This window comes from Methyloversatilis discipulorum (assembly GCF_000527135.1).
GTDB classification, from domain to species: Bacteria; Pseudomonadota; Gammaproteobacteria; order Burkholderiales; family Rhodocyclaceae; genus Methyloversatilis; species Methyloversatilis discipulorum.
Window position 1 is genome coordinate 1,292,183 of sequence record NZ_AZUP01000001.1, and the last position, 23,749, is coordinate 1,315,931.

Consider the following 23,749-nt stretch of genomic DNA (forward strand, 5'->3'; position numbering starts at 1 on the left):
GCGGGGGTGGCTGCGGCCATTGTGGATATCCGCAACCGCGCCCGAGCCCTCGGGTAACGCGTCAGCGAACGCCGGAAACCGGGAGGACCTTCTCGCGCAGCGTGCGATTCAACTGCGTTGTCACCGGCACGAAGTCGTCAAAGGACAGCGGACGTGACATGAAATAGCCTTGCGCCAGATCGCAGCCCAGTTGGCTGAGCAGCTGCCAGTCCTCCAGGCTTTCCACGCCCTCGCCGACGGTCACCATGCCCAAGCGGCGCCCCATGTCGATCGCCGACTCGAGTATCGTGCGCCGCGCCGGCCGTGTATGGGCTTCATGCACGATGGAGCGGTCGATCTTCAACTCGGAAAATGGAACCTTGGACAATTGCTCCATCGACGAGAAGCCGGTGCCGAAGTCGTCGATGGCGAGCGAGAAGCCGTTCAGCTTCAGCCTGAGCAGCGTCTTCAGCGCCGCCGTGCCCGAGGTCATGGCCGTTTCGGTCACTTCGAAGGTAATGCGGCCAGCATCGATGCCCGCCTGTGCCACCTGCTCGATCAGATCGTCCGCGAGCTTGCGGTCTGAAAAGGTTAACGGCGACAGGTTGACGGCCACGGAGAGACGCAGGCCGCGACTGTCCCAGCGCTGAAGCGCTTCCAGTGCGCCGCGCAACATGACGACCGTCAGCAGCGCGATCTGACCGCTGCGTTCCGCCACGCCGATGAAGCGTGTCGGTTCGGTGATGCTTCCGTCCTCGTTGATCCAGCGCGCCAGCACTTCGGCGCCACGCGGCATCGCCGTCTGCAGATCCACCTTGGGCTGGAACCACGGCACGATGCGGCCCGCCTCCAGGGCTGCAGCCAGGTCTTCGGGGCTGACCTCTGGCGACGGTATCGCGCCATGCACGCCGGTCGCGGGCGGCAGGGAATTGTTGGACTGTGCGCCCGCGCGCAACGCGGCATACAGACGATCACGCAGGATGGGCTTGGGCATGCAGGCCAGCAGTCGCAGGCCCAGTTCGCCCACCATGGTCTCAACGGAGTCGAGCAGGATCGCCTCGCGCGAACTGGCAATGATCACCCCGGGCCGGTAACCCGAGGCGGCCATGCGATGCAGCAACTCCACGCCGTCCATCACCGGCATTTCCAGATCCACCAGCACAACAGCCGGCGGGCGCGTCAGCGCCTGCAGCTTCTGCAGCGCCTCCTCTCCGTTCGCCGCCTCCTCGATGACGGACACCCCCAGTTCGCGCAGCATGCCCAGCAGTACCATGCGTTGCGGCAGGCTGTCCTCGACAACCATGACTCCGGTTTCGTTCAGCAGCGCCAGGGCATCCGCTTCACTTGCCATAACGGTTGATCATTCCGGGGATCTGATCGAGTCCGATCACGTGCTCGACGGCACCGAATCTGATCGCCTCCTTCGGCATGCCGAACACCACGCAACTGGCTTCATCCTGAGCGTATGTCGTAGCGCCGGCATCGCGCATCTCCTTCAGTCCGCGCGCGCCGTCATCACCCATGCCGGTCATGATGATGCCCAGCGCGTTCTTGCCTGCATACTTGGCGACCGAGCGGAACAGCACATCAACCGACGGCTTGTGCCGATTCACCAGCGGTCCGTCGCTGACCTCGACGACGTACTGAGCACCATTGCGCCGGAGCATCATGTGGCGGCCGCCCGGCGCGATCAGCGCCACGCCCGGCATCACACGGTCACCATTCACCGCCTCCTTGACATGGATCGCGCAGATGCTGTCCAGACGCGCCGCAAAGGCGGCGGTGAAACGCTCGGGCATGTGCTGTACGACGACGATGCCGGGCGACACCCGCGGCAGTTGCGTCAGCACGGCCTCCAGTGCCTGTGTGCCACCGGTCGACGTGCCCAGCGCAATGAGCTTTTCGGTCGTCATCCGCATCGCCTCGCCGGTCACCGGCGGCAACATGACGTCGGCCGTCAGCTTCGGCCCGGCCTTGGGGCCGGCCGCCGGCGCGGCGCGGGCGACGCGTGCCCGCGCCGCGGCCTTGACGGCATCGGTCAGGGCCTGGGCCGACTCATGCAGGAACTGCTTGATCCCGAGCTTGGGCTTGGTCACCACGCTGATGGCGCCGGCGGCCAGTACCTCCATCGTGGTTTCCGCGCCCTTCTCGGTCAGCGACGAACAGACGACGATGGGCGTCGGTCGCTCCGACATGATGCGGCGCACGAAGGTGACGCCGTCCATGCGCGGCATCTCGACGTCGGTCACGATCACGTCCGGCCACTCGACCTTCAGTCGTTCGAGCGCGATCAGCGGGTCCGGCGCGGTGGCGATGACGCGGATCAGCGGATCTGCCGACAGCAGTTCAGACAGCACCTGACGCACGACCGCCGAATCGTCGACGATCAGGACGCGAATGCGGGCACCCGCCGGTGCGGGCGGTTTGACGGCAACCGGGCTCAGCATGCAAGTTCTCCGTGGGTGCTGACGCCAGCGCCGGAACGGGTGTCGTCGTGGCGCATCCATACGACGCCGTTGCTGACATCCATCATCAGCACACGCTGGCCGTATCCGCCGGTGTGTTCGGCCACCGGCCGCACACCCAGCGCGTCGAGCAGCGCGCGAGCACGTCGCACGTTGGCTTCGCCTATCGGTACGTTTTGGCTGCCCGCGATTCCGGGAAACATATTGCCCCCGCCGAACAGCTTGAATTGGTAATCGAGCTCGCGCGTACCGAAACGCCGCGCTTCGCGGATCATCGACTTCAGCGCGCCTTCTGCAAAACGCCCGCTCAACCCATCGCCTACCCGATCGGCACGGGCATTTCCGGGCAGCATGAAGTGGCACATGCCGCCTATCCTGCGGGCGGGGTGCCACATGGTGATGGCGACGCAGGAGCCCAGGACCGTGCGCAGGCACATGGTCTCGTCGCCGAAGAACAGATCTCCGGGCTTCAGATAGATTTCGGTCCTTATCGTCGGCCTCATGCACATATCGTCATTTGAGGCGGTAGATGGAAGGCTTGACGATCTCGACGCGATCAGTGACGCCGTGCAGGTTCTCCGAATGGCTTACGAAGACGTGACCGCGCGGCTTCAGTTTGCTCAGGATGCGCCCCATGACCTGGCGCTTGGTGTCCGGATCGAAATAGATCATCACGTTGCGCACGAAGACGATGTCGAACATGCCGATGTCCGGCAGCGTCTCGTTCAGGTTGATCTGCGCGAACGACACCCGCTCGCGCAACGGCCGGTCGATCAGGAAGGTGCCCTCCTGCGGGCCCGTGCCCTTCAGGCAGAAGCGCTTCAGGAAAGCGGGCGGAATCTTGTCCGCGCGGGTCATCGGATAGTGGGCACGACGTGCCGTTTCGAGCACGCGCGTGCTGAGGTCAGAGCCGAAGATTTCCCAGCGCCGCCCCATGCCCAGCGTGTCGGCCAGCACCATGGCCAGCGTGTAGATTTCCTCGCCGGAAGAGCTTGCAGCGCTCCAGATACGCAAGGGCTCGCTGCCGTCGAAGCGGGTCAGTATCTGCTCGGCGAGAAAGCTGAAGTGGGCCGGCTCACGGAAAAAGTAGGTTTCGTTCGTGGTCAGCAGATCGATGGCGATCTGCAGTTCGCCCGGTCGGCCACCGTCCATCAGCAATTCGAAGTAGTCCCGCCAGCCGCGCACGCCGCACGGTCCGAGCCTTTTCGACAGGCGTCCGACGAGCAGCGTCTTCTTGTGGTCGGCCAGCGCAATGCCCGCCACCGCATGCAGCCAGCCCTGGAAGCGACGGAAATCGGTGTCGCTGATGGCCGGGACGACGAACGCAGCTTCCCTGGCGCCAGGCCGGCTCCCTGCAAGTGCGGCGGTACTCATGCTCAACCAGCCACCTTCATGTCATTGACCGCCGCCATGTCGTCGCCCGCGAGCACACGATCGATGTCGAGCATGATCACGAAGCCGTCGTCGAGCTTGCCCATGCCGGCGATGAAATCCGCCCTCACTTTCGCACCGAAGGACGGACCGGGTTCCACCGCCTCCGGCGGAATGTCGACCACCTGGCTCACCGCATCGACGATGATTCCCATGTCCTGCGCCTCGCCGTCGTTCGCGACTTCCACGATGACGATGCAGGTGCGCCGTGTCACGGCGGCACTTTCGCTGCGCAAGCGGGCCGCCAGATCGATCACCGGCACCACCCGCCCGCGCAGATTGATCACGCCGCGCACGAAGCCCGGCATCATCGGCACCTGTGTCACACCGCCGTACTCGATGATTTCCTTCACCGACAGAAGGCCCAGCGCGTAGCTCTCGTCGCCCAGCCTGAAGGTCAGGTACTGCTGTTGCTGGTCCGCTGCGGCGTCGTCGTCATCGACCACGGTCAGCGCCATCGAATGCCGTGCATTCATAGTGCCCACTCCCTAGAAACGTGTGAAATCGCTGTCGCTCGCACTTTCGAGCGCCAGTGCGCCGCGCGCGGAAACGCTGCGCACCGGGGCGCGGCGGGCGGGCAGTTCATTCGCAGCCTGGCCGGGCGCGAACTTCTCGCCATGCAGACGGAACACCGACATCGCCTGCTGCAGCTGCTGCGCCTGGCCGCTCATTTCCTCGGCCGTCGCCGCCAGCTCTTCCGACGCCGACGCGGTCTGCTGCACGGTCTGGCTCAGCTGATTCATCGCGCTGTTGATCTGCGACACGCCGCTGGCCTGCTCGCCCGACGCCGCCGAGATCTCCTGCACCAGATCCGAAGTCTTCTGGATAGACGGCACCAGCTGTTGCAGCACCTCGCCCGCTCGCGCCGCAACCTTCAGCGACTCGTTCGCAACCCCGCCGATTTCCTGCGCCGCCACCTGAGAGCGTTCCGCCAGCTTGCGCACTTCCGTCGCCACCACCGCGAAGCCCCGACCGTGGCTGCCCGCACGCGCAGCTTCGATCGCCGCGTTCAGCGCCAGCAGATTCGTCTGGTAGGCAATGTCGTCGATGATCGAAATGCGCTCGGCAATCTTGCGCATCGCCTCCACCGTCTGCTTCACCGCCTCGCCGCCTTCCGCCGCTTCGCGCGAAGCCTGCGTCGCGATACCGTCGGTCACCCGCGCGTTCTCGCTGTTCTGGTTCACCGACGCCGACATCTGCTCGATCGACGCCGACGTCTCTTCAACCCCGGCAGACTGTTCGCTCGCGCCCTGGCTCAGCGACTGCGCCGTCGCCGAAACCTCTTCCGACGCACTCGCCAGACCGTTGGCGACACCGATGACCTCGCCTATGGTCTGCGACAGGCGATCGCTGGTGCTGTTGATCGAGTTCTTGAGCTCCAGCAGCTTGCCGCGGTAGTCGCCATGGACACGGGTGCTCAGGTCGTTGCGCTCCATCGCCGCCAGCACGGACATCACTTCGTTGACCGGGTTGATCACCGCGTCCAGCGTGTCGTTGATGCCCTGCACGATGCGATGGAAATCGCCCTTGTGCCGGCTCGAGTCGGCACGCTTGTCCAGATCGCCGACCAGCGCGGCGCGGCACAGCATGTCGGTATCGGCGACCAGCGCCTTGATGTTCCCGCGCACCTGCTCGATGGTGTCGTTGATGAAGGCCTTCTTGCCCGGCAACTGTTCCATCGGCGCATCCATATTCCCTTCGCCGAATGCCTTGAAGCAGGCCATCGCCTTCTTCTTCACCGCGATGTGGCCGGACACCATCTGGTTCACGCCCTGTGCCATGGTCCGGTAAGCGCCCTTGAAGCGGGCCTCGTCCATCATCACGTCGATGTCGCCACGGTCATGCTCGGCCGACATGTGGTTCATGTCGGCGATGAAATCCTTGATGTTGGCGCGGACCTGCTCGATCGTGTCGTTGATGAAGGCCTTCTTGCCCGGCAACTGTTCCATCGGCGCGTCCATGTTGCCTTCGCCGAATTCCTTGAAACAGGCCATCGCCTTCTTCTTCACCGCGATATGGCCGGACACCATCTGGTTCAAGCCCTGGGCCATGGTCCGGTAAGCCCCCTTGTAGCGGGCTTCGTCCATCATCACGTCGATGTCGCCGCGGTCGTGCTCGGCGGACATGTGGCTCATCTCGGCGATGAGGCCCTTGATGTTGGTGCGCACCTGTTCGATCGTGTCGTTGATGAAGGCCTTCTTGCCCGGCAACTGTTCCATCGGCGCGTCCATGTTTCCTTCGCCGAATTCCTTGATGCAGGCCATCGCCTTCTTCTTCACCGCGATGTGACCGGCCACCATCTGGTTCACCTGCTCGGCGACGACACGGAAGTCCCCGCCGAAGCGATTGACGTCTATCGTCACGTCGATGTCGCCCCTGTCGTGCTCGGCCGACATCCGGCTCATCTGCGCCATCAGCAGGCCAAGATTGGCCGACACCTGATTCAATGACGCGGCGAGGCTTCCGGTCGGCGCATCGGCAAGTCCGGCAGCCGCCGAGAAGTCGCCGGCCGCGAGCTTGCCGGCAGCGCCCGCAAGGATTTCCGGCTCACCGCCAAGCGTGCCCTGGCGCAAGCGCAGCAGAAGCCAGCCGGACAACACGGTCAGGACGACGATCGCCCCGGTCAGCGCCAGCAGCAGCGTACGCCCCGCACTGGCCGCCTCGCCCGCCGCACCGGCGTCGGCGCCGGAAGCGGTCGATAGCCTAAGCAGTTCGCCCATGCTGCCGAAGCCGGACCACGCCGCGGCACCAGCCAGCGCACTCACCGCCAAACATGCCAGCGCAACGCGGTTCGAGAATTTCACGCCCGAATCATTTTTCATTACCCAGTTCTCCGATCCATTCGAAGCGATGAACGAGCCCGACCATCCGCCATCGCGATCGCTGCGCGACGGCAAGCCTTGAAACTGATCAGAACCGGGCGAAATCGGCCTCTGCAGGCATTTCCGAAGACGCCATGCCGATGCGTGTCGAAGACGGCCGGACCGTAGTCCGATGCGACGACAGCGATTGCGCCGATGCGTTGTCGCGCAGACGGAAGAAGGCCATCGCCTGCTGCAGTTGCTGCGCCTGACCGCTCATTTCTTCGGCCGTCGCCGCCAGCTCTTCCGACGCCGATGCCGTCTGCTGCACGGTCTGGCTCAGCTGACTCATCGCGCTGTTGATCTGCGACACGCCGCTGGCCTGCTCGCCCGACGCCGCCGAAATCTCCTGCACCAGATCCGAAGTCTTCTGGATCGACGGCACCAGCTGTTGCAGCACCTCGCCGGCTCGCGCCGCTACCTTCAGCGAGTCGTTCGCGACGCCGCCGATTTCCTGCGCCGCAACCTGCGAGCGTTCCGCCAGCTTGCGCACCTCGGTCGCCACCACCGCGAAGCCGCGGCCATGACTGCCTGCCCGCGCCGCCTCGATCGCCGCGTTCAGCGCCAGCAGATTCGTCTGGTAGGCAATGTCGTCGATGATCGAAATGCGCTCGGCAATCTTGCGCATCGCTTCCACCGTCTGCTTCACCGCCTCGCCGCCTTCCGTCGCTTCCCGCGAAGCCTGCGTCGCGATGCCGTCGGTCACCCGCGCGTTCTCGCTGTTCTGGTTCACCGACGCCGACATCTGCTCGATCGACGCCGACGTCTCTTCCACTCCGGCCGACTGTTCGCTCGCGCCCTGGCTCAGCGACTGCGCGGTCGCCGATACCTCTTCCGATGCGCTGGCCAGCGCGTCGGAGCTGCCGCGCACCTGGGTGATCACCTCGGCCTGACGTTCGACCAGGCTGCGCAGCGCAAACAGAAGGCTGCTGCGATCGGTCGGCTTGGTCACGATGTCGACCGCCAGATTGCCTTCGGCCACTTCCTTCATCACCTCTACCGCATAACCCGGTTCGCCGCCGAGCAGACCCAGTACGCCGCGGGTGATCAGCACACCAAGCAAGGTCGCCAGCAGCACCGCACCGATGGAAATTCCGATGACCAAGGTGTTGGTCTGTTCATATGTCTCGGCCGCAGCCAGTGCGTCCTTCTCCATCAGCTCGACCTGAAACTTCTCCAACTCCTTCAGCGCGGTCTCAAACGCCGTATTCGCCGGCAAAAAATCGTTCTTCAGAAAATCGACCGCCTTGACCTTGTCGGTTTTGACAATGGCGTAGAAGGGCTCGTACTTGTCAGCGATCACCGTACGCGCCTTGACCACCTCTCCGAACAGGCGCTTGCCGGTATCGGTGTTGATCATTTTCTCGAGCGTGGCCATAGCCTCGCTGTTGCGCTGCCGGTTGACCTTGATCTGCTCCTTGATCTGCTCGACTTCGGCATCGGTACTCGCGAGCGCAATATTCCGCACCTTGCGACCGTTGTCGATCGTATTGCGTACGATGTCATTGGCCAGACGGACCTTGGCCACGCGATCGCGCAGCATCAGGTCAAGGCTGTCATTCAGCGTGCCCAGCTTGACGATGCTCATTACCGAAATGGTCAGCAGCAACGCGATCACAATGCCAAAGCCCAGCGCCAGCCTGGTGGCGACTTTCATATTCCCGAACATTTTTCCATCCTTCCTTGTTTGGCTCTCGCCTCCGCTACCTCATGCCCTGCACTGTGTACTTCCCCATGCGTCGCCGGCCGGCGACATGCTCCGTCGTCAACCTGCCGATCCCGCCAATTCCGCCGGTGAGGGCGCCCTCCCGCTTACCGCCATCGTCATCAACCCGGCAACATCAAGGATGAGTGCGATCTCGCCGGTGCCGAGGATGGTCGAGCCGCTGACGCCGCGCAGTGCGCTGAACAGCTTGCCCAGCGGGCGAATGACGGTCTGGTGTTCGCCCATCAACTGATCGACCACGATGCCAGCCTTGGTCTGTCCGAAATGGACGACCACCACGTTCTCCCGTCGCTCGGGGGCAGGACTTTCGATATCGAACACTTCGCGCAGCCAGAGCAGCGGCAGCACCTCACCGCGCATGTCCAGATAGCCGCGGGCGCGGGCGGCATCGCGGATCGAGCCGGCCAGTTCGACGCACTCGACGATCATGTCGACCGGAAGCACGAAGCTCGCCTTGTCGATGCCGACGCGGAAGCCGTCGATGATGGCCAGCGTGAGCGGCAGACGGATCCGGATGCGGGTGCCCTTGCCCGGCTCGGTATCGATGTCGACGGTGCCGCGCAGCGCTTCGATGTCGCGTCGGACCACGTCCATGCCGACGCCGCGGCCGGACAGATTACTCACCTGGTCGGCCGTGGAGAAACCCGGGGCGAATATCAGTCGGTCGATCTCGCGCTCGCTGAGCTGCGCGTCTTCCGCCACCAGCCCGCGCTCGATCGCCTTGCGCAGGATCTTCTGACGGTTCAGGCCGCCGCCGTCGTCAGCCACGTCGATCACGACGCTGCCCGCTTCGTGATAGGCGTTCAGCATGACCTTGGCGCGCGCCGGCTTGCCGGCGGCAAGACGGACTTCGGTGGCTTCGATGCCGTGGTCCATCGAGTTGCGGACCAGATGCATCAGCGGATCGCCGATGCGCTCGACCACGGTCTTGTCGAGGTCGGTCTCACCACCGCTGATCTGAAGTTCGATGTCCTTGCCCAGTTCGCGACTGACGTCGCGCACGACGCGCTGGAAGCGCTGGAAGGTGGCGCCGATCTGCACCATGCGCAGAGACAGCGCCTGATCGCGCACCTCCTCGACCAGACGGGTGAGCACTTCGCTCGCTTCCGTCAGCTGGGCCTGGGCAAGCATCTGCGCGACGTTCTGCACGCCGGCGCTGGCCACCACCAGTTCGCCGACCAGTTCGATCAGCTGATCAAGCTTGTCGGCGTCGATGCGCAGCGAACGCGCCTCCTGCGCCTTGCTGTCCTTGACCTGCTTCTGCTTGACGAGCGCGGCATCGACCACACCGGCACCAACCGCGCCACTCTCTATCAGGATCTCGCCAAGCGGCGGCGCCTCGGCCTCGCTCGCAGCGCTTGCCGAGGCAGCCGCTTCCGACTGCAGCGACAGGCCGCGATCGAGTTCGGCACGGGTCAGCGCGCCGCTGAGCACGAGCATTTCACCCAGCTTCAGCTCGTCCTCGGGCAGTGCGCGCAGAACGTTGATGTACTCGGAAATCTGCGAGTGCGGCGGAATGATGTGAAGCACGCATTCGTCGCGGACGAACTCGAATACGCCCTCGATCTCGGCCTTCGAGGCCTCGCTGCGGAAGTCGATCTCGAAGCCGAGATAGCAGGACTCCGGGTCGAGTTGCAGCCACTGCGGCAACGCATCGAACAGCGTGTCGAGGTGAACGATTTCACCCAGCGTGCACAGATACCGTATGAAAGACAGCGGATCCATGCCGCCACGCAACACGTCGGCACCAAAGCGAATCGACAGGTGCCAGTTCTGGTTTCCACATTGATCGTCGGCGGCATGCGAGTCGCTGCGGCTGACATCCGCCGAAGCTGCGACCACGGCTGTCGCTGCGGGCTTGTCCGGCTGCTTGCCGAGCAATGCAAGCAGGGCCGCCATCTGCGCTTCGCCCTCTGCGCGCTGGGCGGCGTCGAGTTCGCGCTTTTCGGCCACCGCGCGCACCAGCGCACCGATGTGATCCTTGTTGCGCAGAAGCAGTCCGATCACCTCATTGCTGACCTGAATCTGGCCGTCGCGGACGCGGTCAAGCACGCTTTCGACCTCGTGCGTGAAATGGACGACATCGTCGAATCCGAACACGCCCGCGGTACCCTTGATGGTGTGCGCTGCACGGAAGATGTCGTTAATCAGTTCGTCGTTTTCCGGCTCGCTTTCGAGCTGCAGCAGGGATTCCTCCATCCGCGTCAGCAGTTCGTCTGCTTCGGCGAAGAAGGCTTCGAGGGCGGGTTCAAGATTCATGGGTGAATTCCTCGTCCTGTTCAGGCGGCCTGCGCCGGCATCACGAGCGGATCGCCGAATACGTGGCTCAGCTGCAACAGTTCCATCACTTCGAGCATGGCTTCGCTGTGCGCCACCAGTTCGAAACTGTGGCCCTGCTTCTCGGCCGCCCGTTTGGCTGCCAACAGCAACTGCACGCCACTGCTGTCCACCTCGCTGACCTGCGCCAGATTGACGCGCAGATCGCGTCGTTCCGACAGCGCGCGCGTCAGGAAGCCGTAGGCTTCCGCAGCACCGAATATGGTCAGTTCGCCGACCACCTTGAGTTCGGTCACGTCGCCGTCGTCGGTGCGTTCGATTTCCATGTCGCGGGCTCCCCGTCGGCTCAGGGCAGGCAGAGCTTGGACACGGCCATCAGCATCTGGTCCGGCTTGAACGGCTTGACCATCCAGGCCTTCGCGCCCGCCGCCTGGCCTTCGGCCTTCTTCGATTCCTGGTTCTCGGTGGTCAGCATGATGACCGGCGTGAACTTGTAGGCCGGCAGCTTGCGCATCTCCTTCACGAAGGTGATGCCGTCCATGTTCGGCATGTTCACGTCGCTCACCACGAGGTGCACCTTCTGGCCGGTGAGCTTGGACAGCGCGTCCTTGCCGTCGCAGGCTTCGAATACGTCATAGCCCGCGCCCTTCAGCGCGATGCTGACCACCTGGCGCAATGACGATGAGTCATCCACGACCATGATTGTCTTTGCCATGTGTCATTACTCCTCAAAAGAAAACGAGATCGTCGCTGGCCGTGCTGCCCGCGTTGCCCGAGCCGCCGTGATTGCCGCGCTCTTCGGGCGTGGTGTAGCTGCGTTCGAGATTGGCGACCAGCGGTCGCAGGTCGGGTGCCTGATCGGCAGGAATGGCGTTCACGTGCTGCTCCAGTTCGTCCAGGCTTTCGCAAACGTGGGCGAGTACCTGGTCGATGCGATCCTGGAACTGGAGGTGCGGCAGGGTCTCGGCGATCTCGTGCTGGATGCCCTCTGCCTGGCGACGCAGTTCGGCGTTGGACGCGGCCAGCACGTCGAGCAGCCCGGAAAAATCGCCGAGCACCCCCTGGATGCTGGCTTCGGAAACCTTGAAGGATTCGATGTCGCGGCTGGTCGAGCTTTCGACCAGGCGAGCCGACGCGAGGATGGCGTCACTGACCAGCTTGGCCTTCTCGGCGATCTTCTTGCCGGTATCGCCCGAGGCCGTCGACAGCTTGCGCACCTCGTCGGCCACCACGGCAAAGCCGCGCCCAGCCTCGCCGGCACGGGCGGCTTCGATGGCGGCGTTGAGGGCAAGCAGATTGGTCTGGTCGGCAACCTGCTGCACCGAGGTTGCCATGCCGCGCAGATCGTCCGCGTAACTGGCCAGTTCGCGGATCTGAGCCAGCACGAGATTCTTGTCTGTGAGCGCGCCGGACATGCTGTCCAGCACCTGGGTAAGCTGCGTCTGGGACGTCTTCAGTACGGTATCCACGCCACCTTGCGCAGCCGAAGATCCCGTTCCGGACGACGCTGCAACGGCCGCATCGAGCCTGGATACAAGACCGGAGAAGCGCTGGATCAGCTCGCCGATCGCTACCTCGGCCTGCTTGCGCACGCCGTTGATCTGTCGCTTCCAGATCGGCGCGGCTTCGGACGACACCAGCACCAGACTGCCATGCAGCGCACGGGCGAGCGGATCGGGTTCCGAGGCGGCGGGGACGTCCGCCGCGGGGGCGATCTCGTCGCGGCGACCGAGCACGATCATCGACCACACGAGACCGCAGCCCACCGCGATGCCGACCGTCAGACGCACCCACAGAGGCATTTCGATCGGCGCAACCGCCCAGGCTCCGACCAGCGTTGCGACCACCGTATGGGTCACGCTGACTATCGTTCTGTTCAACTCACTCTCCCGTTTCGCATGGCAGACATTGACGGGCCGGGCCTTGTTATATATGTAATTGACACTGCGGCCACGTTCAGGCTAACGGTCCGGATGCCCGAGGACTTTAGGTCGCCCCGGCGTCTTTTTTGAAAACTTCATATGCGGCGCGGCACCGCGTATCAGCGGGAGTTTTTCCCGCTTCGCCATGCAGTCTCGGACTGTGGATATCCGACATCGGCGCCCGCAAACACGGACGTATGATTGCCGCAGATGCCCGTCGGCGCCGTTTGCACCACCAGGGCCCCAGTCCCAGATGAACAGTCCTTCGTTCGTGTCCACATTCCGTCCTCGCGCCACCCCGGTGTCCGCCCCCGGCTGGTACTGGATGGTGCCGCGCGTGGCCATCGCGCTGTTCCTGCTCGCCATCGGCACACTGGTCTGGTGGCTGCACCGCAACGACCTCGACGAACAGCGCTCGACGATGATCAACGACGTGCTGTGGATGGAGCAGGACCTGCGCTTCCACCTCGATCGCAACGCCGAGCAGATGGCGCAGATCGGCCGCGAGGCCGCCGATGGCCGGCTCGACGCGCGAGTAATCGAGGCGCGCCAGCGCAACCTGATCGCCAACGGCCACGGCCTGCTGCGCGTCGACACCATCGCGCGCATCGACGCCAACGACCCCGATCTGTCCGGACCGGCGCGGCTGGCCGAGCAGCTCGGCCGGGCCGCCTACCTGCCGCCCTACGCGACCGCCGACGGCGACGTGCATTTCGACGTGCTGGTGCCGCTCGGCGGTGGCCAGGGCTGGATGCGCGGCACTTACTCGATCGAGCAGATGCTGGCGCAGTCGGTGCCCTGGTGGTTCGCCGAGCGCTACAAGCTGGACGTGATCGACAACACCGAAACCGTGCTGGCCAGCAAGTCCAAGGTGGCGGCCGAACACGACGAAATGAACTACGCGCTGGTGTTCGACCCACCTGGCCACGGCCTGCGGCTGCGCGTCACCGCCTACCGCAGCGACACCCGGCTGCTGCCGGCCCTGCTCGTGGTCACCATCGTCGGTCTGGCATTCACCATGCTGTGGAGCCTGTGGGCGCTGCGTCGCCATCTGGTGCGCCGGCTCGAAGCCGAGCAGGCGCTGCGCGAGGAGCACACCTTCCGCTCGGCGATGGAGAACTCGCTCAGCATCGGGCTGCGCGCACGCGACCTGAGCGGCCGCATCACCCACGTGAACCCGGCCTTCTGCCGCATGGTCGGCTGGAGCGCCGAAGAGCTGATGGCGATGAGTCCGCCCATGCCCTACTGGGCGCCGGAAGAGGCCGAACACATCCGCGCACTGCACGACGGCATCCTGGCCGGTGGGGCGACTGCGCACGAAGCGCTGGAACTGAAGTTCATCCGCCGCAACGGCGAGCGCTTCGACGTGCTCATTTCGGAAGCACCGCTGGTCGACGCCGATGGCCACCACGTCGGCTGGATGAGTTCGGTACTCGACATCACGGAGCGCAAAGAGGCCGAGGAGCTGTACCGGCAACAGCAGGAAAAGCTGCAGTTCACCGGCCGCCTGATCACCATGGGCGAAATGGCGTCGACGCTGGCGCACGAACTGAACCAGCCGCTGTCGGCGATCGCCAGCTACAGCACCGCCTGCCTGAACATGGTCGATAACGGCAGCGGCTCGCTGGCCGACCTGAAGGAGCCCTTGGCGAAAATGAACGCCCAGGCGCGCCGTGCCGGCACCATCATCCGCCGCGTGCACGAATTCGTCCGCCGCTCAGAGCCGAAGCGCGTCGCCTGTTCGCTGAACGACGTGGTCGAAGAGGCGCTGGGCCTGATCGAGGCTGACGCGCGCAAGCGCGACATCCGCATCTCCAGTTCGCTGGCCGGCGCCCTGCCCCTAGTCAGCGCCGACCGGGTGATGATCGAACAGGTGTTGCTGAACCTGATCCGCAACGGCATGGACGCCATGGCCGCCTGCCCGCCAGAGCGGCGGCGCCTGCTGATCCAGACCAGCGCCGACGCAGAGGGGGTGCAGGTGTCGGTACGCGACAGCGGCAGCGGCATTCCGCCGGAAGTGGCGGACAAGCTGTTCGCCCCCTTCTTCACCACCAAGCCGGACGGCATGGGCATGGGGCTCAACATCTGCCGCTCCATCGTCGAACTGCATCGCGGCCGGCTGTGGTTCGAATCCGCGGACGGCGGCGGTACCGTGTTCATCCTGAAGCTGCCGGCCGGGGAGTGAAGCCGATGAGCCAGATATTCATCGTCGACGACGACGAAGCCATCCGCGACGCGCTGGGCTGGCTGTTCCGCTCGCGCGGCCACACCGTGCGCACCTGGCCGTCGGCCGAAGCACTGATCGGCAGCGGCGAGATCGCGCATTGCGGCTGCCTGCTGCTGGACATCCGGATGGACGGCATGAGCGGGCTGGAGCTGTTCGGCTGGCTGCACGAGCACGGCCATGAAATGCCCGTCATCTTTCTGACCGGCCACGGCGACGTGCCGATGGCGGTCGGCGCAATCAAGCAGGGCGCTTTCGATTTCGTCGAAAAGCCGTTCAACGACAACGAACTGGTGGACCGCGCGCTGGCTGCGCTGGACATGCACCAGCAACAGCTGTCGAAGCGCGCCGCCGCGCAGGCCATAGAGGAACGCGTCGCTCAGCTCACGCAGCGCGAGATCGAGGTGATGGAGCGCGTGCTGGCCGGCCAGATGAACAAAGTGATCGCCAGCGACCTCGGCGTCACCATGCGCACCGTGGAAGTCCACCGCGCCCGCATTTTCGAGAAGATGGGTGTGCGCTCGGCTGTGGAGCTCGCGCAGGTACTGGCAGCGAGGAAGTAGCGCGGCGCGCTTTCAGCGCCGCTGTCGGGGTCAGAAGACCCCTCCCACAGTAACCCCGGCTTTGGCCGCGGGTCGGGCGCGATCCATGCGGGAGCGGCCCCTGTGGGAGCGGCTTTGGCCGCGACAGGGCCGTTGCAGTCCGCCGGCTTCGATTCCGGCCGCTGTCGGGGTCAGAAGACCCCTCCCACAGAATTCCGGCTTTGGCCGCGGGTCGAGCGCGATCCATGCGGGAGCGGCCCCTGTGGGAGCGGCTTTGGCCGCGACAGGGCCTTTGCAGTCCGCTGGCTTCGACACCGGCCGCCGTCGGGGTCAGAAGCCCCCCACGGAATCCCGGTTCCGGGATGGCGGCCGGACTACAGACCCGCCGCGTCGTCCAGCGTGGCGGCGGCGCCGCTGCACACCATGTGCGCCAGACCGCCGCACTCGCTCAGCACGTGATCGGCATAGAAGCGCGTGGTAACGATCTTCGCGCGCAGGAAGTCGGCGTCGCCCTCGCCAGCGGCCAGCCGCTGCTGCGCCAGCAGGGCGCCGCGCGCAAGTTGCCAGCCGCCCGCCACGCGGCCGAACAGCAGCAGCAGCGGCACCGCGCCGGCCAGCACGGCACGCACATCGCTGCGCCAGTTCGCGACGACGAAATCGACGCAGCGTTCGAGCGCCGATGTCGCCTCGTCCAGCGGCACGGACAGCGCCTGCAGCCGCGCCGCATCGAGCGCCGCGACGACATCGCGCATGTCGGCGATCACCGCGCGCGCGGCCGCGCCGCCGTCGCGCGCGATCTTGCGACCGACCAGATCGTTCGCCTGTATGCCGGTCGTGCCCTCGTAGATATTGGTGATGCGCGCATCGCGCAGGTACTGTGCGGCGCCGGTTTCCTCGACATAGCCCATGCCGCCGTGCACCTGCACGCCGAGCGAGGCGATCTCGTTCGCGCCTTCGGTGCTCCAGCCCTTGACCAGCGGAATCATCAGTTCGACGAAGGCCTGGGCTCGCGTGCGTTCGGTTTCGTCCGCATGGCGCGCCGCGCGGTCGCGTGCCGCCGCGGTGACCGCGGCCAGCGCGCGCATCGCCTCGACCTGCGACTTCATGCGCATCAGCATGCGGCGCACGTCCGGGTGGCGCACGATGGCCACGCTGCTGCCGCCTTTCACGCCCGCCTCGCCGCCCTGGCGCCGCTCGTTGGCATACTCGCGCGCCTGCTGGAACGCACGCTCGGCCACCGCGATGCCCTGCAGACCGACCGCGTAGCGCGCAGCGTTCATCATGATGAACATGTATTCGATGCCGCGGTTCTCTTCGCCGCACAGCCAGCCTGTCGCGCCGCCGGCATCGCCGAAGGCCATCACGCAGGTCGGGCTGGCGTGTATGCCCAGCTTGTGTTCGAGCGACACGCAGCGCACGTCGTTGCGCGCGCCCGGGTTGCCGTCGGCATCGGGAATGAACTTGGGCACGATGAACAGCGAAATGCCCTTCACCCCTTCAGGCGCCCCCGGCGTGCGCGCCAGTACGAGATGCACGATGTTGGACGCCAGTTCGTGCTCGCCGAAGGTGATGAATATCTTCTGCCCGAATACGCGGTAACTGCCGTCGGGCTGCGGCTCGGCGCGGCTGCGCACCGCCGCCAGATCGGAACCGGCCTGCGGCTCGGTCAGGTTCATGGTGCCGGTCCATTCGCCGCTCACCATGCGTTCGAGATAGAGCGCCTTCTGTTCGTCGGAGCCGCACAGCGCCAGCGCCTCGATGGCGCCTGCGGTCAGCAGCGGACACAGCGAGAACGCCATATTGGCGCCCATCACCATCTCCTGTATCTGCGCCACCACGAGGTGCGGCATGCCGGCGCCGCCATGCGCCGGGTCGCAGCCCATGCCGTTCCAGCCGTTGTCGGCATAGGCGCGATAGGCCTCGGCGAATCCGTCCGGCATGCTGACCTTGCCGTCCTCGCCCAGCTTCGCACCGACGCGATCCCCTACCCGATTCAGCGGCGACAGCACCTCGCCGGTGAAGCGGGCCGCCTCTTCGAGCACCGCGTCAACGACGTCCGGGCTCGCGTCCTCGTAACCGGGCAAGGTCACCACTTCGTTCAGGCCCGCCAGTTCCAGCGCAAAACGCATGTCCTGCAGCGGCGCGACGTATTCGCTCATGAGGCTCTCCTCCATCGGGCTCTGACGGCCCTCGAAATTGATCAATGACGGCCGCGGGCGGATGCCGCCCGCTGCGGATCAGTCCAGCGCCTGCACCAGTTGCGGCACCAGTTCGAACAGGTCGCCGACCAGACCGTAGTCGGCCACCTGGAAGATGGGCGCGTCCGGGTCCTTGTTGATGGCGACGATCACCTTCGAATCCTTCATGCCGGCCAGGTGCTGGATGGCACCGGACAGCCCGACTGCAATATAGATGTCGGGGGCGACGATCTTGCCGGTCTGGCCGACCTGATAGTCGTTGGGTGCGTAACCGGAGTCGACGGCGGCGCGGCTGGCGCCCAGTGCGGCGCCGAGCCGGTCGGCCAGCGGTTCGAGCACGCTGTGATAGGCCTCGGCGCTGCCCAGCCCGCGCCCGCCGGATACGACGACGCGCGCGGCACCCAGTTCCGGGCGGGCCGACTGCGACAGTTCCTGCGACACATGGGCGGACAGCCCGGTCGCCGCCGGTGGCGTCACCGCCTCGACCGGCGCGGCACCGCCAGTGGCCGGCAGCGGGTCGAAGGCGGTCGCGCGCACCGTGATCACCTTGACCGGATCAGCGCTCTGCACCGTCGCCAGCGCGTTGCCGGCGTAGATCGGGCGCACGAAGGTGTCGGCCGACACCACCTCGACGATGTCGGAAATCTGCGCCACGTCCAGTGTCGCCGCGACGCGGGGCATGAAGTTCTTGCCGAAGCTGCCGGCCGGTGCCAACACGTGGCTGTGGCCGGCGGCGACCGCCAGCACCGCTGCGGCGAGGTCTTCGGCAGTCGGGTGAGCCAGATGGGCGGCATCGGCGCTCAGCACCTTCGCAACACCCGGCACCGCGGCAGCGGCTGCAGCGGCGCCCGCGCAGCCGCTGCCGGCGACCAGCACGGTGATGTCGCCGCCCAGCTTCGCCGCGGCGGCCAGAGTGTTCAGCGTGGCCGGGCGCAGGCCGGCGTTGTCGTGTTCTGCAATGACCAGAATGCTCATGTGGGGCTCCTCAGCGCAGCACTTTGGCTTCGTCGCGCAACTTCGCGACCAGTTCGGCCACCGAGGCCACCTTGATGCCGGCCTGACGCTTCGGCGGCTCGGCCACCTTCAGCGTTTTCAGGCGCGGCGCGACATCGACGCCCAGTTCGTCCGGCGTCACCGTGTCGAGCGGCTTCTTCTTCGCTTTCATGATGTTGGGCAGGCTGGCGAAGCGCGGTTCGTTCAAGCGCAGATCGGTGGTGACGACCGCCGGCAGCGCCACACTGACGGTTTCCAGACCGCCATCGATTTCACGCGTCACGGTCGCGCGACCGTCGGCGACGCCGACCTTCGATGCGAAGGTGGCCTGCCCCCAGCCCAGCAGCGCAGCCAGCATCTGGCCGGTCTGGTTGGCGTCGTCGTCGATCGCCTGCTTGCCGCAGATCACCAGCTGCGGCTGTTCGCGACCGGCCACAGCCTTGAGGAGCTTGGCCACCGCCAGCGGTTGCAGTTCGACATCGGTATTCACGTGGATCGCGCGGTCGGCACCCAGCGCCAGCGCGGTGCGCAGCGTATCGACGCAGCCCGCGACGCCGCAGGACACCGCGACCACCTCGGTCGCCACACCCGCCTCCTTCAGCCGCACCGCCTCTTCCACCGCGATTTCGTCGAACGGATTCATCGACATCTTCACGTTCGCGGTTTCGACGCCGCTGCCATCGGCGGCAACGCGGATCTTCACGTTGTAATCGATCACCCGCTTGACCGGGACCACAATCTTCATGCCTGTGCCTCCTGTGTGCCGCTCACGGTTGCACGCACCCATACGGATGCGTATGTTCAGCCCATACGCTACCGTATGCTTCCCGTAGAGGTCAACCACGCCGCAGGAATACCGCCATGCCCAACACCGCCGCCCGCCCGCAGACCGACCGCGACACCTGGGTGCGCGCGGCCACCCAGACCCTGGCCGACAGCGGCGTCGACGGCGTCCGGGTGGAAACGCTGGCGCGCGGTCTCGGCCTGACCAAGGGCAGCTTCTACTGGCACTTCAAGGACCGCCGCGCCCTGCTCGACGCCGTGCTGGAGCACTGGCGCGCCGGCCGCATCGACGACATCCGCAACCGCACGCAATCTGCGCCCGGCAACGAAATCGCGCAACTGCAGCACGTGATCGACACCTACAGCCTGGCGCGCAACCGCCGCGGCATGCAGGTCGAACTGGCGCTGCGCGACTGGGCGCGCCACGACGAAGCGGCTCGCGCCGCCGTCGACGAGGTGGACAGCGTGCGGCTGGAATGCGCCGCCGCGCTGTTCCGCGCCGCCGGTTGCGACGCCGACGAAGCGACCAATCGCAGCCTGCTGCTGTATGCCTACGTGTTCGGCCTGGGCATGATGGATGTTCCGCGTGACACGGCGAGACCGGCGGCGGCACGCCAGTTCATCGCCAACCTGATCACGGGCCGTTGATATTTTGCAAAACAATGCCGCGCGGCCGTCATCGTTCGCACGGGATAATTGATGCAATGCCGCATCCGTGCGGGCCTACAACAGAACAGAACGCAGAAAGGAAAACCGATGTCCTTCCCGGCACCCGAAATCTTCAAGGCCTACGACATCCGCGGCATCGTGGACAAGACGCTGACCGCCGACGCAGTGCGCGCCATCGGTCACGCACTGGGCTCCGAGGCGGTGAAGCGCGGTCAGCGCACCATCGCCGTCGGCCGCGACGGCCGCCTGTCGGGCCCTGAACTGGCCGGCGCGCTGGCCGAAGGCATCAACGCCGCTGGCGTCGACGTGCTCGATATCGGCTGCGTGCCGACACCGCTCTCCTATTTCGCCGCCTTCGACCTCGGCACCGACAGCGCGGTCAGCGTGACCGGCAGCCACAACCCGCCCGACTACAACGGCCTGAAAATGGTGCTGGGCGGTCAGACGCTGTACGGCGACATGATCCAGGACCTGCGCCGCCGCATCATCGACAACGATCTGGTGCACGGTCAGGGCACCACCCGCCACGCCGACGTGCGCGATACCTACATCACCCGCGTCACCTCCGACGTGAAGCTCAAGCGCCGGATGAAGGTGGTGATCGATTGCGGCAACGGCGTCGCCGGCGATATCGCGCCGCGCCTGTTCGAAGCGCTGGGCTGCGAAGTGGTGCCGCTGTTCTGCGAGGTCGATGGCAACTTCCCCAACCACCATCCGGACCCGTCCAAGCCGGAGAATCTCGAAGACGTGATCCGCGTGCTGGCCGCCGGCGACGCCGAGATCGGCCTCGCTTTCGACGGCGACGGCGACCGCCTGGGCGTGGTCACCCGCGACGGTGAAATCATCTACCCGGACCGCCAACTCATGCTGTTCGCCGCCGACGTGCTGTCGCGCCAGCCGGGCGCGCAGATCGTCTATGACGTCAAATGCACCCGCCTGCTGGCGCCCTGGGTGCGCGAACATGGCGGTGAGCCGGTCATGTGGAACACCGGCCATGCACTTATCAAGGCCAAGCTGAAGCAGAGCGGCGCCGCGCTGGCCGGCGAGATGAGCGGCCACATGTTCTTCAAGGAGCGCTGGTTCGGTTTCGACGACGGCCTGTACGCCGGCGCGCGGCTGCTGGAAATCCTGTCCGCCTCGCCGGACGGCAATGCCGTGCTGAAGGCACTGCCGACCGCCACCTCGACGCCGGAACTGAACCTGAAGATGAACGAGGGCGAGCCGCACGCGCTGATTGCCGCAATGCAGCAGTCGGCGGTGTTCGACGGCGCGCGCGACATCATCAAGATCGACGGACTGCGCGTCGAATACGCCGACGGTTTCGGGCTGATGCGGGCATCGAACACGACGCCGGTGGTCGTGCTGCGCTTCGAGGCGGACAACACCACGGCGCTCGAACGCATCCAGGCCGATTTCCGCCGCGTGCTTGGCAGTGCACGCCCCGACCTCGCCCTGCCGTTCTGAAGGCGATCCGCTCCGGCGCCCGGGCGCCGGTTTCCGGCGCTCTCCAGCGACCGTCACCGGCGTGAAATAAACTCTTGCGGCACCCTAAATGTGGCGGCCGGCATGCCGACAACAGAAGCATGCTCACCGCAGCCACAAACAACATCTACGTTGGCCGCCAGCCCATACTGGACCGGAGCCAGGCGCTCTACGCCTACGAGTTGCTGTTCCGCTCCGGCCACGTGGAACACGCTGACGTTCAGTGCGAAGTCAGCGCCACTGCGCGGGTGATCACCTCGGTGTTCAACGAACTCGGCCTCGAGCAGGCGCTGGGCGACGCCTTCGGTTTCATCAACGTCAGCGAAGACATGCTGATGTCCGAAGCGCTCGAACTGCTACCCGCCGACAAGATCGTCATCGAACTGCTTGAAACCATTCCGCCAACGCCCGCAGTCATCGATCGTGCGCGCGAACTGGTGCGCAAGGGATTCCGGCTGGCGCTCGACGACGTGCTCGACCTCGAAGAAGGCTACAAGCCGCTGGTCGAGATCGCCTCCTTCATCAAGATCGACCTGCTGGGCGTTGCCGCCGACGCACTGCCCGATGTGGTCGAACGTTTCCGTCCCTATTCGGCCAAGCTGCTGGCCGAGAAGGTCGACAGCGCAGAACAGGCCCGGCGCTGCCACGAACTGGGCTTCACGTACTTCCAGGGCTATTTCTTCGCCCGCCCGAGCGTGCTGAGCACACGCACGCTGAGCGCCGGCGAAACCACCCTTTTGCGCCTGCTCGGCATGGTGATCGGCGATGCCGAAACGTCGGCGATGGAACCACTGATCAAGCAGGAGCCGGCGCTGCTGGTCAACCTGATGCGCATCACCAACTCGATCGGCAGCGGCAGCAATCGCCAGATCTCGACCGCGCGCGAGGCGATCACGCTGCTCGGCCGCCGTCAGCTTCAGCGCTGGCTGCAACTGCTGTTGTTCTGTACGCAGGGCAACAGCAAGGCACAGATGCCATTGCTGAACATGGTCGCGACGCGTGCCCGCACGATGGAGCTGCTGGCCGAGCGCTGCGACATGCGCGATGGCGACCCCGACAGTGCATTCCTGACCGGCATCCTGTCGCTGTTGCCGGCCCTGCTGGGCGTGTCGATGGACGAGGTGCTGAAGACGCTGGCCGTCGATCCAGCGATCCACGGCGCACTGACCGACGGCTCCGGCACGCTGGGCGCACTGCTCCGGCTGTTGCGCAGCTGGGAAGAAAACGCCGTGACCGACTTCGCCGCCACGCTGGCCACCCTGCCGCCGCTGAGCGGCGAAGACTTCACCGTTGCCGTGTCCGAAGCCATGAGCTGGGCCGCTGGCCTCGGACAATGATTGCCGGAAAGAGGCAGCAATGATTTCCCGTACCCACGCCATCGAACGCCTTTTCGCCGCCGCCGGCCAGTTGCCGAGCATTCCGCGCGTCGTGCAGAAGATGATAGAAACGCTGCGCGACGAAGACGCCGACCTGCTGCCGCTGATCGGCGAAATCCGCACCGACCCGACCATTTCGGCGCGCGTGCTGAAACTCGCGAATTCGGGCTACTACGGCAGCCGCCGCGCGGTGGGGTCGATCGACGAGGCGGTGTCGCTGATCGGCACGCGGGCGATGCGCACGCTGGTGATTTCGGCCGGCATCAGCAGCAGTTTCCCCAAGGTGCCGGGCGTCGATCTGCAGGTCTTCTGGCGCCATGCCCTGCTTACCGCATCGATCGCCTCGCAACTGGCGAAGCGTGCCGGCGAGAACGCGGAGCGCGCCTACAGCGCTGGGCTCATGCTGCGCGTCGGCCAGCTGATGATCCACATCGCCTTCCCGCGCGTCGCCGATGAAATCCTGCGTGAGTGCCAGGGGCTGGGCATGAGCGAACGCGCGACGGTGGAGCAGCACAAGCTGAACACCAACCACTGCGAAGTCGGTGCTGAGCTGGCGATGCGCTGGAACTTCCCGGACGACATTGCCGGCGCGCTGGAGTACTACTGTCAGCCGCGCAATCCCGATGCCAGCCTGCTGGCGCGTCTGGCCTACGTGTCTGCGCAGTGCGCGTTCGAACTCGAACAGCAGACCGCGCCGGAGGACATCGTGCAGCGGCTGGACAGCACGGTGACCGACATGTGCGGGCTCGACGCCGCCGGCATCCTGCACGATATCCGCGCCTGCGCCGAGCACGCGGCGGGTGACGGACAGGCGGACTGAC

21 protein-coding genes are annotated in these 23,749 nt (G+C 65.6%); 7 read left to right on the top strand and 14 right to left on the bottom strand.

What is annotated here, in order from left to right:
• Positions 1–61: 61 nt before the first annotated feature.
• The 6 genes from METFAM1_RS0105880 to METFAM1_RS0105905 are packed head-to-tail and all read right to left on the bottom strand — an operon-like array spanning position 62 to position 6,595.
• On the bottom strand, positions 62–1,330 hold the full coding sequence (locus METFAM1_RS0105880) for an EAL domain-containing response regulator (protein ID WP_019918674.1): 1,269 nt from the start codon (positions 1,328–1,330) through the stop codon (positions 62–64).
• Positions 1,320–2,426, bottom strand: a complete 1,107-nt coding sequence (locus METFAM1_RS0105885; protein ID WP_019918675.1) for a protein-glutamate methylesterase/protein-glutamine glutaminase — start codon at positions 2,424–2,426, stop codon at positions 1,320–1,322. Before METFAM1_RS0105885 ends, METFAM1_RS0105880 begins: the two co-directional genes overlap by 11 nt.
• A complete protein-coding gene (locus METFAM1_RS0105890; RefSeq protein ID WP_019918676.1) occupies positions 2,420–2,947 on the bottom strand; it encodes a chemotaxis protein CheD in 528 nt (175 codons plus the stop codon). The genes METFAM1_RS0105885 and METFAM1_RS0105890 overlap by 7 nt, the downstream gene beginning before the upstream one ends.
• A gap of 10 nt (positions 2,948–2,957) precedes the next feature.
• Positions 2,958–3,818, bottom strand: coding sequence for a CheR family methyltransferase (locus METFAM1_RS0105895; RefSeq protein ID WP_019918677.1), 861 nt, complete (start codon positions 3,816–3,818; stop codon positions 2,958–2,960).
• A 2-nt stretch (positions 3,819–3,820) separates the two neighbouring features.
• A complete protein-coding gene (locus tag METFAM1_RS0105900) occupies positions 3,821–4,351 on the bottom strand; it encodes a chemotaxis protein CheW (RefSeq protein ID WP_019918678.1) in 531 nt (176 codons plus the stop codon).
• Positions 4,352–4,363: 12 nt separating this feature from the next.
• Entirely contained in the window at positions 4,364–6,595 is a 2,232-nt protein-coding gene (locus tag METFAM1_RS0105905; RefSeq protein WP_019918679.1) for a methyl-accepting chemotaxis protein, read from the bottom strand.
• Here METFAM1_RS0105905 and METFAM1_RS21170 point away from each other — a divergent pair.
• Complete coding sequence (locus tag METFAM1_RS21170; RefSeq protein WP_019918680.1) at positions 6,594–6,779, top strand: hypothetical protein; 186 nt, start codon at positions 6,594–6,596, stop codon at positions 6,777–6,779. The genes METFAM1_RS0105905 and METFAM1_RS21170 overlap by 2 nt on opposite strands.
• Positions 6,780–6,785: 6 nt before the next feature.
• Here the strand turns inward: METFAM1_RS21170 and METFAM1_RS0105910 are convergent, their stop codons facing one another.
• The 5 genes from METFAM1_RS0105910 to METFAM1_RS21320 form a co-directional block, all read right to left on the bottom strand.
• Positions 6,786–8,393, bottom strand: a complete 1,608-nt coding sequence (locus METFAM1_RS0105910) for a methyl-accepting chemotaxis protein (protein ID WP_019918681.1) — start codon at positions 8,391–8,393, stop codon at positions 6,786–6,788.
• A gap of 108 nt (positions 8,394–8,501) precedes the next feature.
• A complete protein-coding gene (locus METFAM1_RS0105915) occupies positions 8,502–10,721 on the bottom strand; it encodes a chemotaxis protein CheA (RefSeq protein ID WP_019918682.1) in 2,220 nt (739 codons plus the stop codon).
• A 20-nt stretch (positions 10,722–10,741) separates the two neighbouring features.
• Positions 10,742–11,065, bottom strand: coding sequence for an STAS domain-containing protein (locus tag METFAM1_RS0105920; protein WP_019918683.1), 324 nt, complete (start codon positions 11,063–11,065; stop codon positions 10,742–10,744).
• A gap of 20 nt (positions 11,066–11,085) precedes the next feature.
• The gene (locus tag METFAM1_RS0105925; protein ID WP_024300513.1) at positions 11,086–11,454 is read right to left on the bottom strand and encodes a response regulator; all 369 of its coding nucleotides are present in this window, start codon (positions 11,452–11,454) and stop codon (positions 11,086–11,088) included.
• 13 nt (positions 11,455–11,467) lie between these two features.
• On the bottom strand, positions 11,468–12,619 hold the full coding sequence (locus METFAM1_RS21320; protein WP_269745044.1) for a methyl-accepting chemotaxis protein: 1,152 nt from the start codon (positions 12,617–12,619) through the stop codon (positions 11,468–11,470).
• Between the two features lie 295 nt (positions 12,620–12,914).
• Between METFAM1_RS21320 and METFAM1_RS0105935 the strand changes: the two genes are divergently transcribed.
• Both METFAM1_RS0105935 and METFAM1_RS0105940 read left to right on the top strand, forming a co-directional pair.
• Positions 12,915–14,846, top strand: a complete 1,932-nt coding sequence (locus METFAM1_RS0105935; RefSeq protein ID WP_232419665.1) for a sensor histidine kinase — start codon at positions 12,915–12,917, stop codon at positions 14,844–14,846.
• Between the two features lie 5 nt (positions 14,847–14,851).
• Positions 14,852–15,448 (top strand): response regulator transcription factor, encoded by a 597-nt coding sequence (locus METFAM1_RS0105940; RefSeq protein WP_019918687.1) that lies wholly within the window; start codon positions 14,852–14,854, stop codon positions 15,446–15,448.
• Between the two features lie 353 nt (positions 15,449–15,801).
• Here the strand turns inward: METFAM1_RS0105940 and METFAM1_RS0105945 are convergent, their stop codons facing one another.
• The 3 genes from METFAM1_RS0105945 to METFAM1_RS0105955 all read right to left on the bottom strand — a co-directional run bounded on the left by METFAM1_RS0105945 (position 15,802) and on the right by METFAM1_RS0105955 (position 19,363).
• Positions 15,802–17,586, bottom strand: coding sequence for an acyl-CoA dehydrogenase (locus METFAM1_RS0105945; protein ID WP_024300515.1), 1,785 nt, complete (start codon positions 17,584–17,586; stop codon positions 15,802–15,804).
• A gap of 78 nt (positions 17,587–17,664) precedes the next feature.
• Positions 17,665–18,600 (bottom strand): electron transfer flavoprotein subunit alpha/FixB family protein, encoded by a 936-nt coding sequence (locus tag METFAM1_RS0105950; RefSeq protein WP_019918689.1) that lies wholly within the window; start codon positions 18,598–18,600, stop codon positions 17,665–17,667.
• A 10-nt stretch (positions 18,601–18,610) separates the two neighbouring features.
• The gene (locus METFAM1_RS0105955; RefSeq protein WP_019918690.1) at positions 18,611–19,363 is read right to left on the bottom strand and encodes an electron transfer flavoprotein subunit beta/FixA family protein; all 753 of its coding nucleotides are present in this window, start codon (positions 19,361–19,363) and stop codon (positions 18,611–18,613) included.
• A gap of 116 nt (positions 19,364–19,479) precedes the next feature.
• Here METFAM1_RS0105955 and METFAM1_RS0105960 point away from each other — a divergent pair, with 116 nt between their 5' ends.
• The 4 genes from METFAM1_RS0105960 to METFAM1_RS0105975 all read left to right on the top strand — a co-directional run bounded on the left by METFAM1_RS0105960 (position 19,480) and on the right by METFAM1_RS0105975 (position 23,748).
• Positions 19,480–20,049: a TetR/AcrR family transcriptional regulator gene (locus METFAM1_RS0105960; protein ID WP_019918691.1), complete on the top strand. Its 570-nt coding sequence runs from the start codon at positions 19,480–19,482 to the stop codon at positions 20,047–20,049.
• Positions 20,050–20,157: 108 nt separating this feature from the next.
• Entirely contained in the window at positions 20,158–21,534 is a 1,377-nt protein-coding gene (locus METFAM1_RS0105965) for a phosphomannomutase/phosphoglucomutase (RefSeq protein ID WP_019918692.1), read from the top strand.
• A gap of 119 nt (positions 21,535–21,653) precedes the next feature.
• Positions 21,654–22,889, top strand: a complete 1,236-nt coding sequence (locus tag METFAM1_RS0105970; RefSeq protein ID WP_019918693.1) for an EAL and HDOD domain-containing protein — start codon at positions 21,654–21,656, stop codon at positions 22,887–22,889.
• 19 nt (positions 22,890–22,908) lie between these two features.
• Positions 22,909–23,748 carry an HDOD domain-containing protein gene (locus METFAM1_RS0105975; protein ID WP_019918694.1) on the top strand — a complete coding sequence of 280 codons (840 nt, stop codon included), beginning with the start codon at positions 22,909–22,911 and terminating at the stop codon, positions 23,746–23,748.
• Position 23,749: the final 1 nt, after the last annotated feature.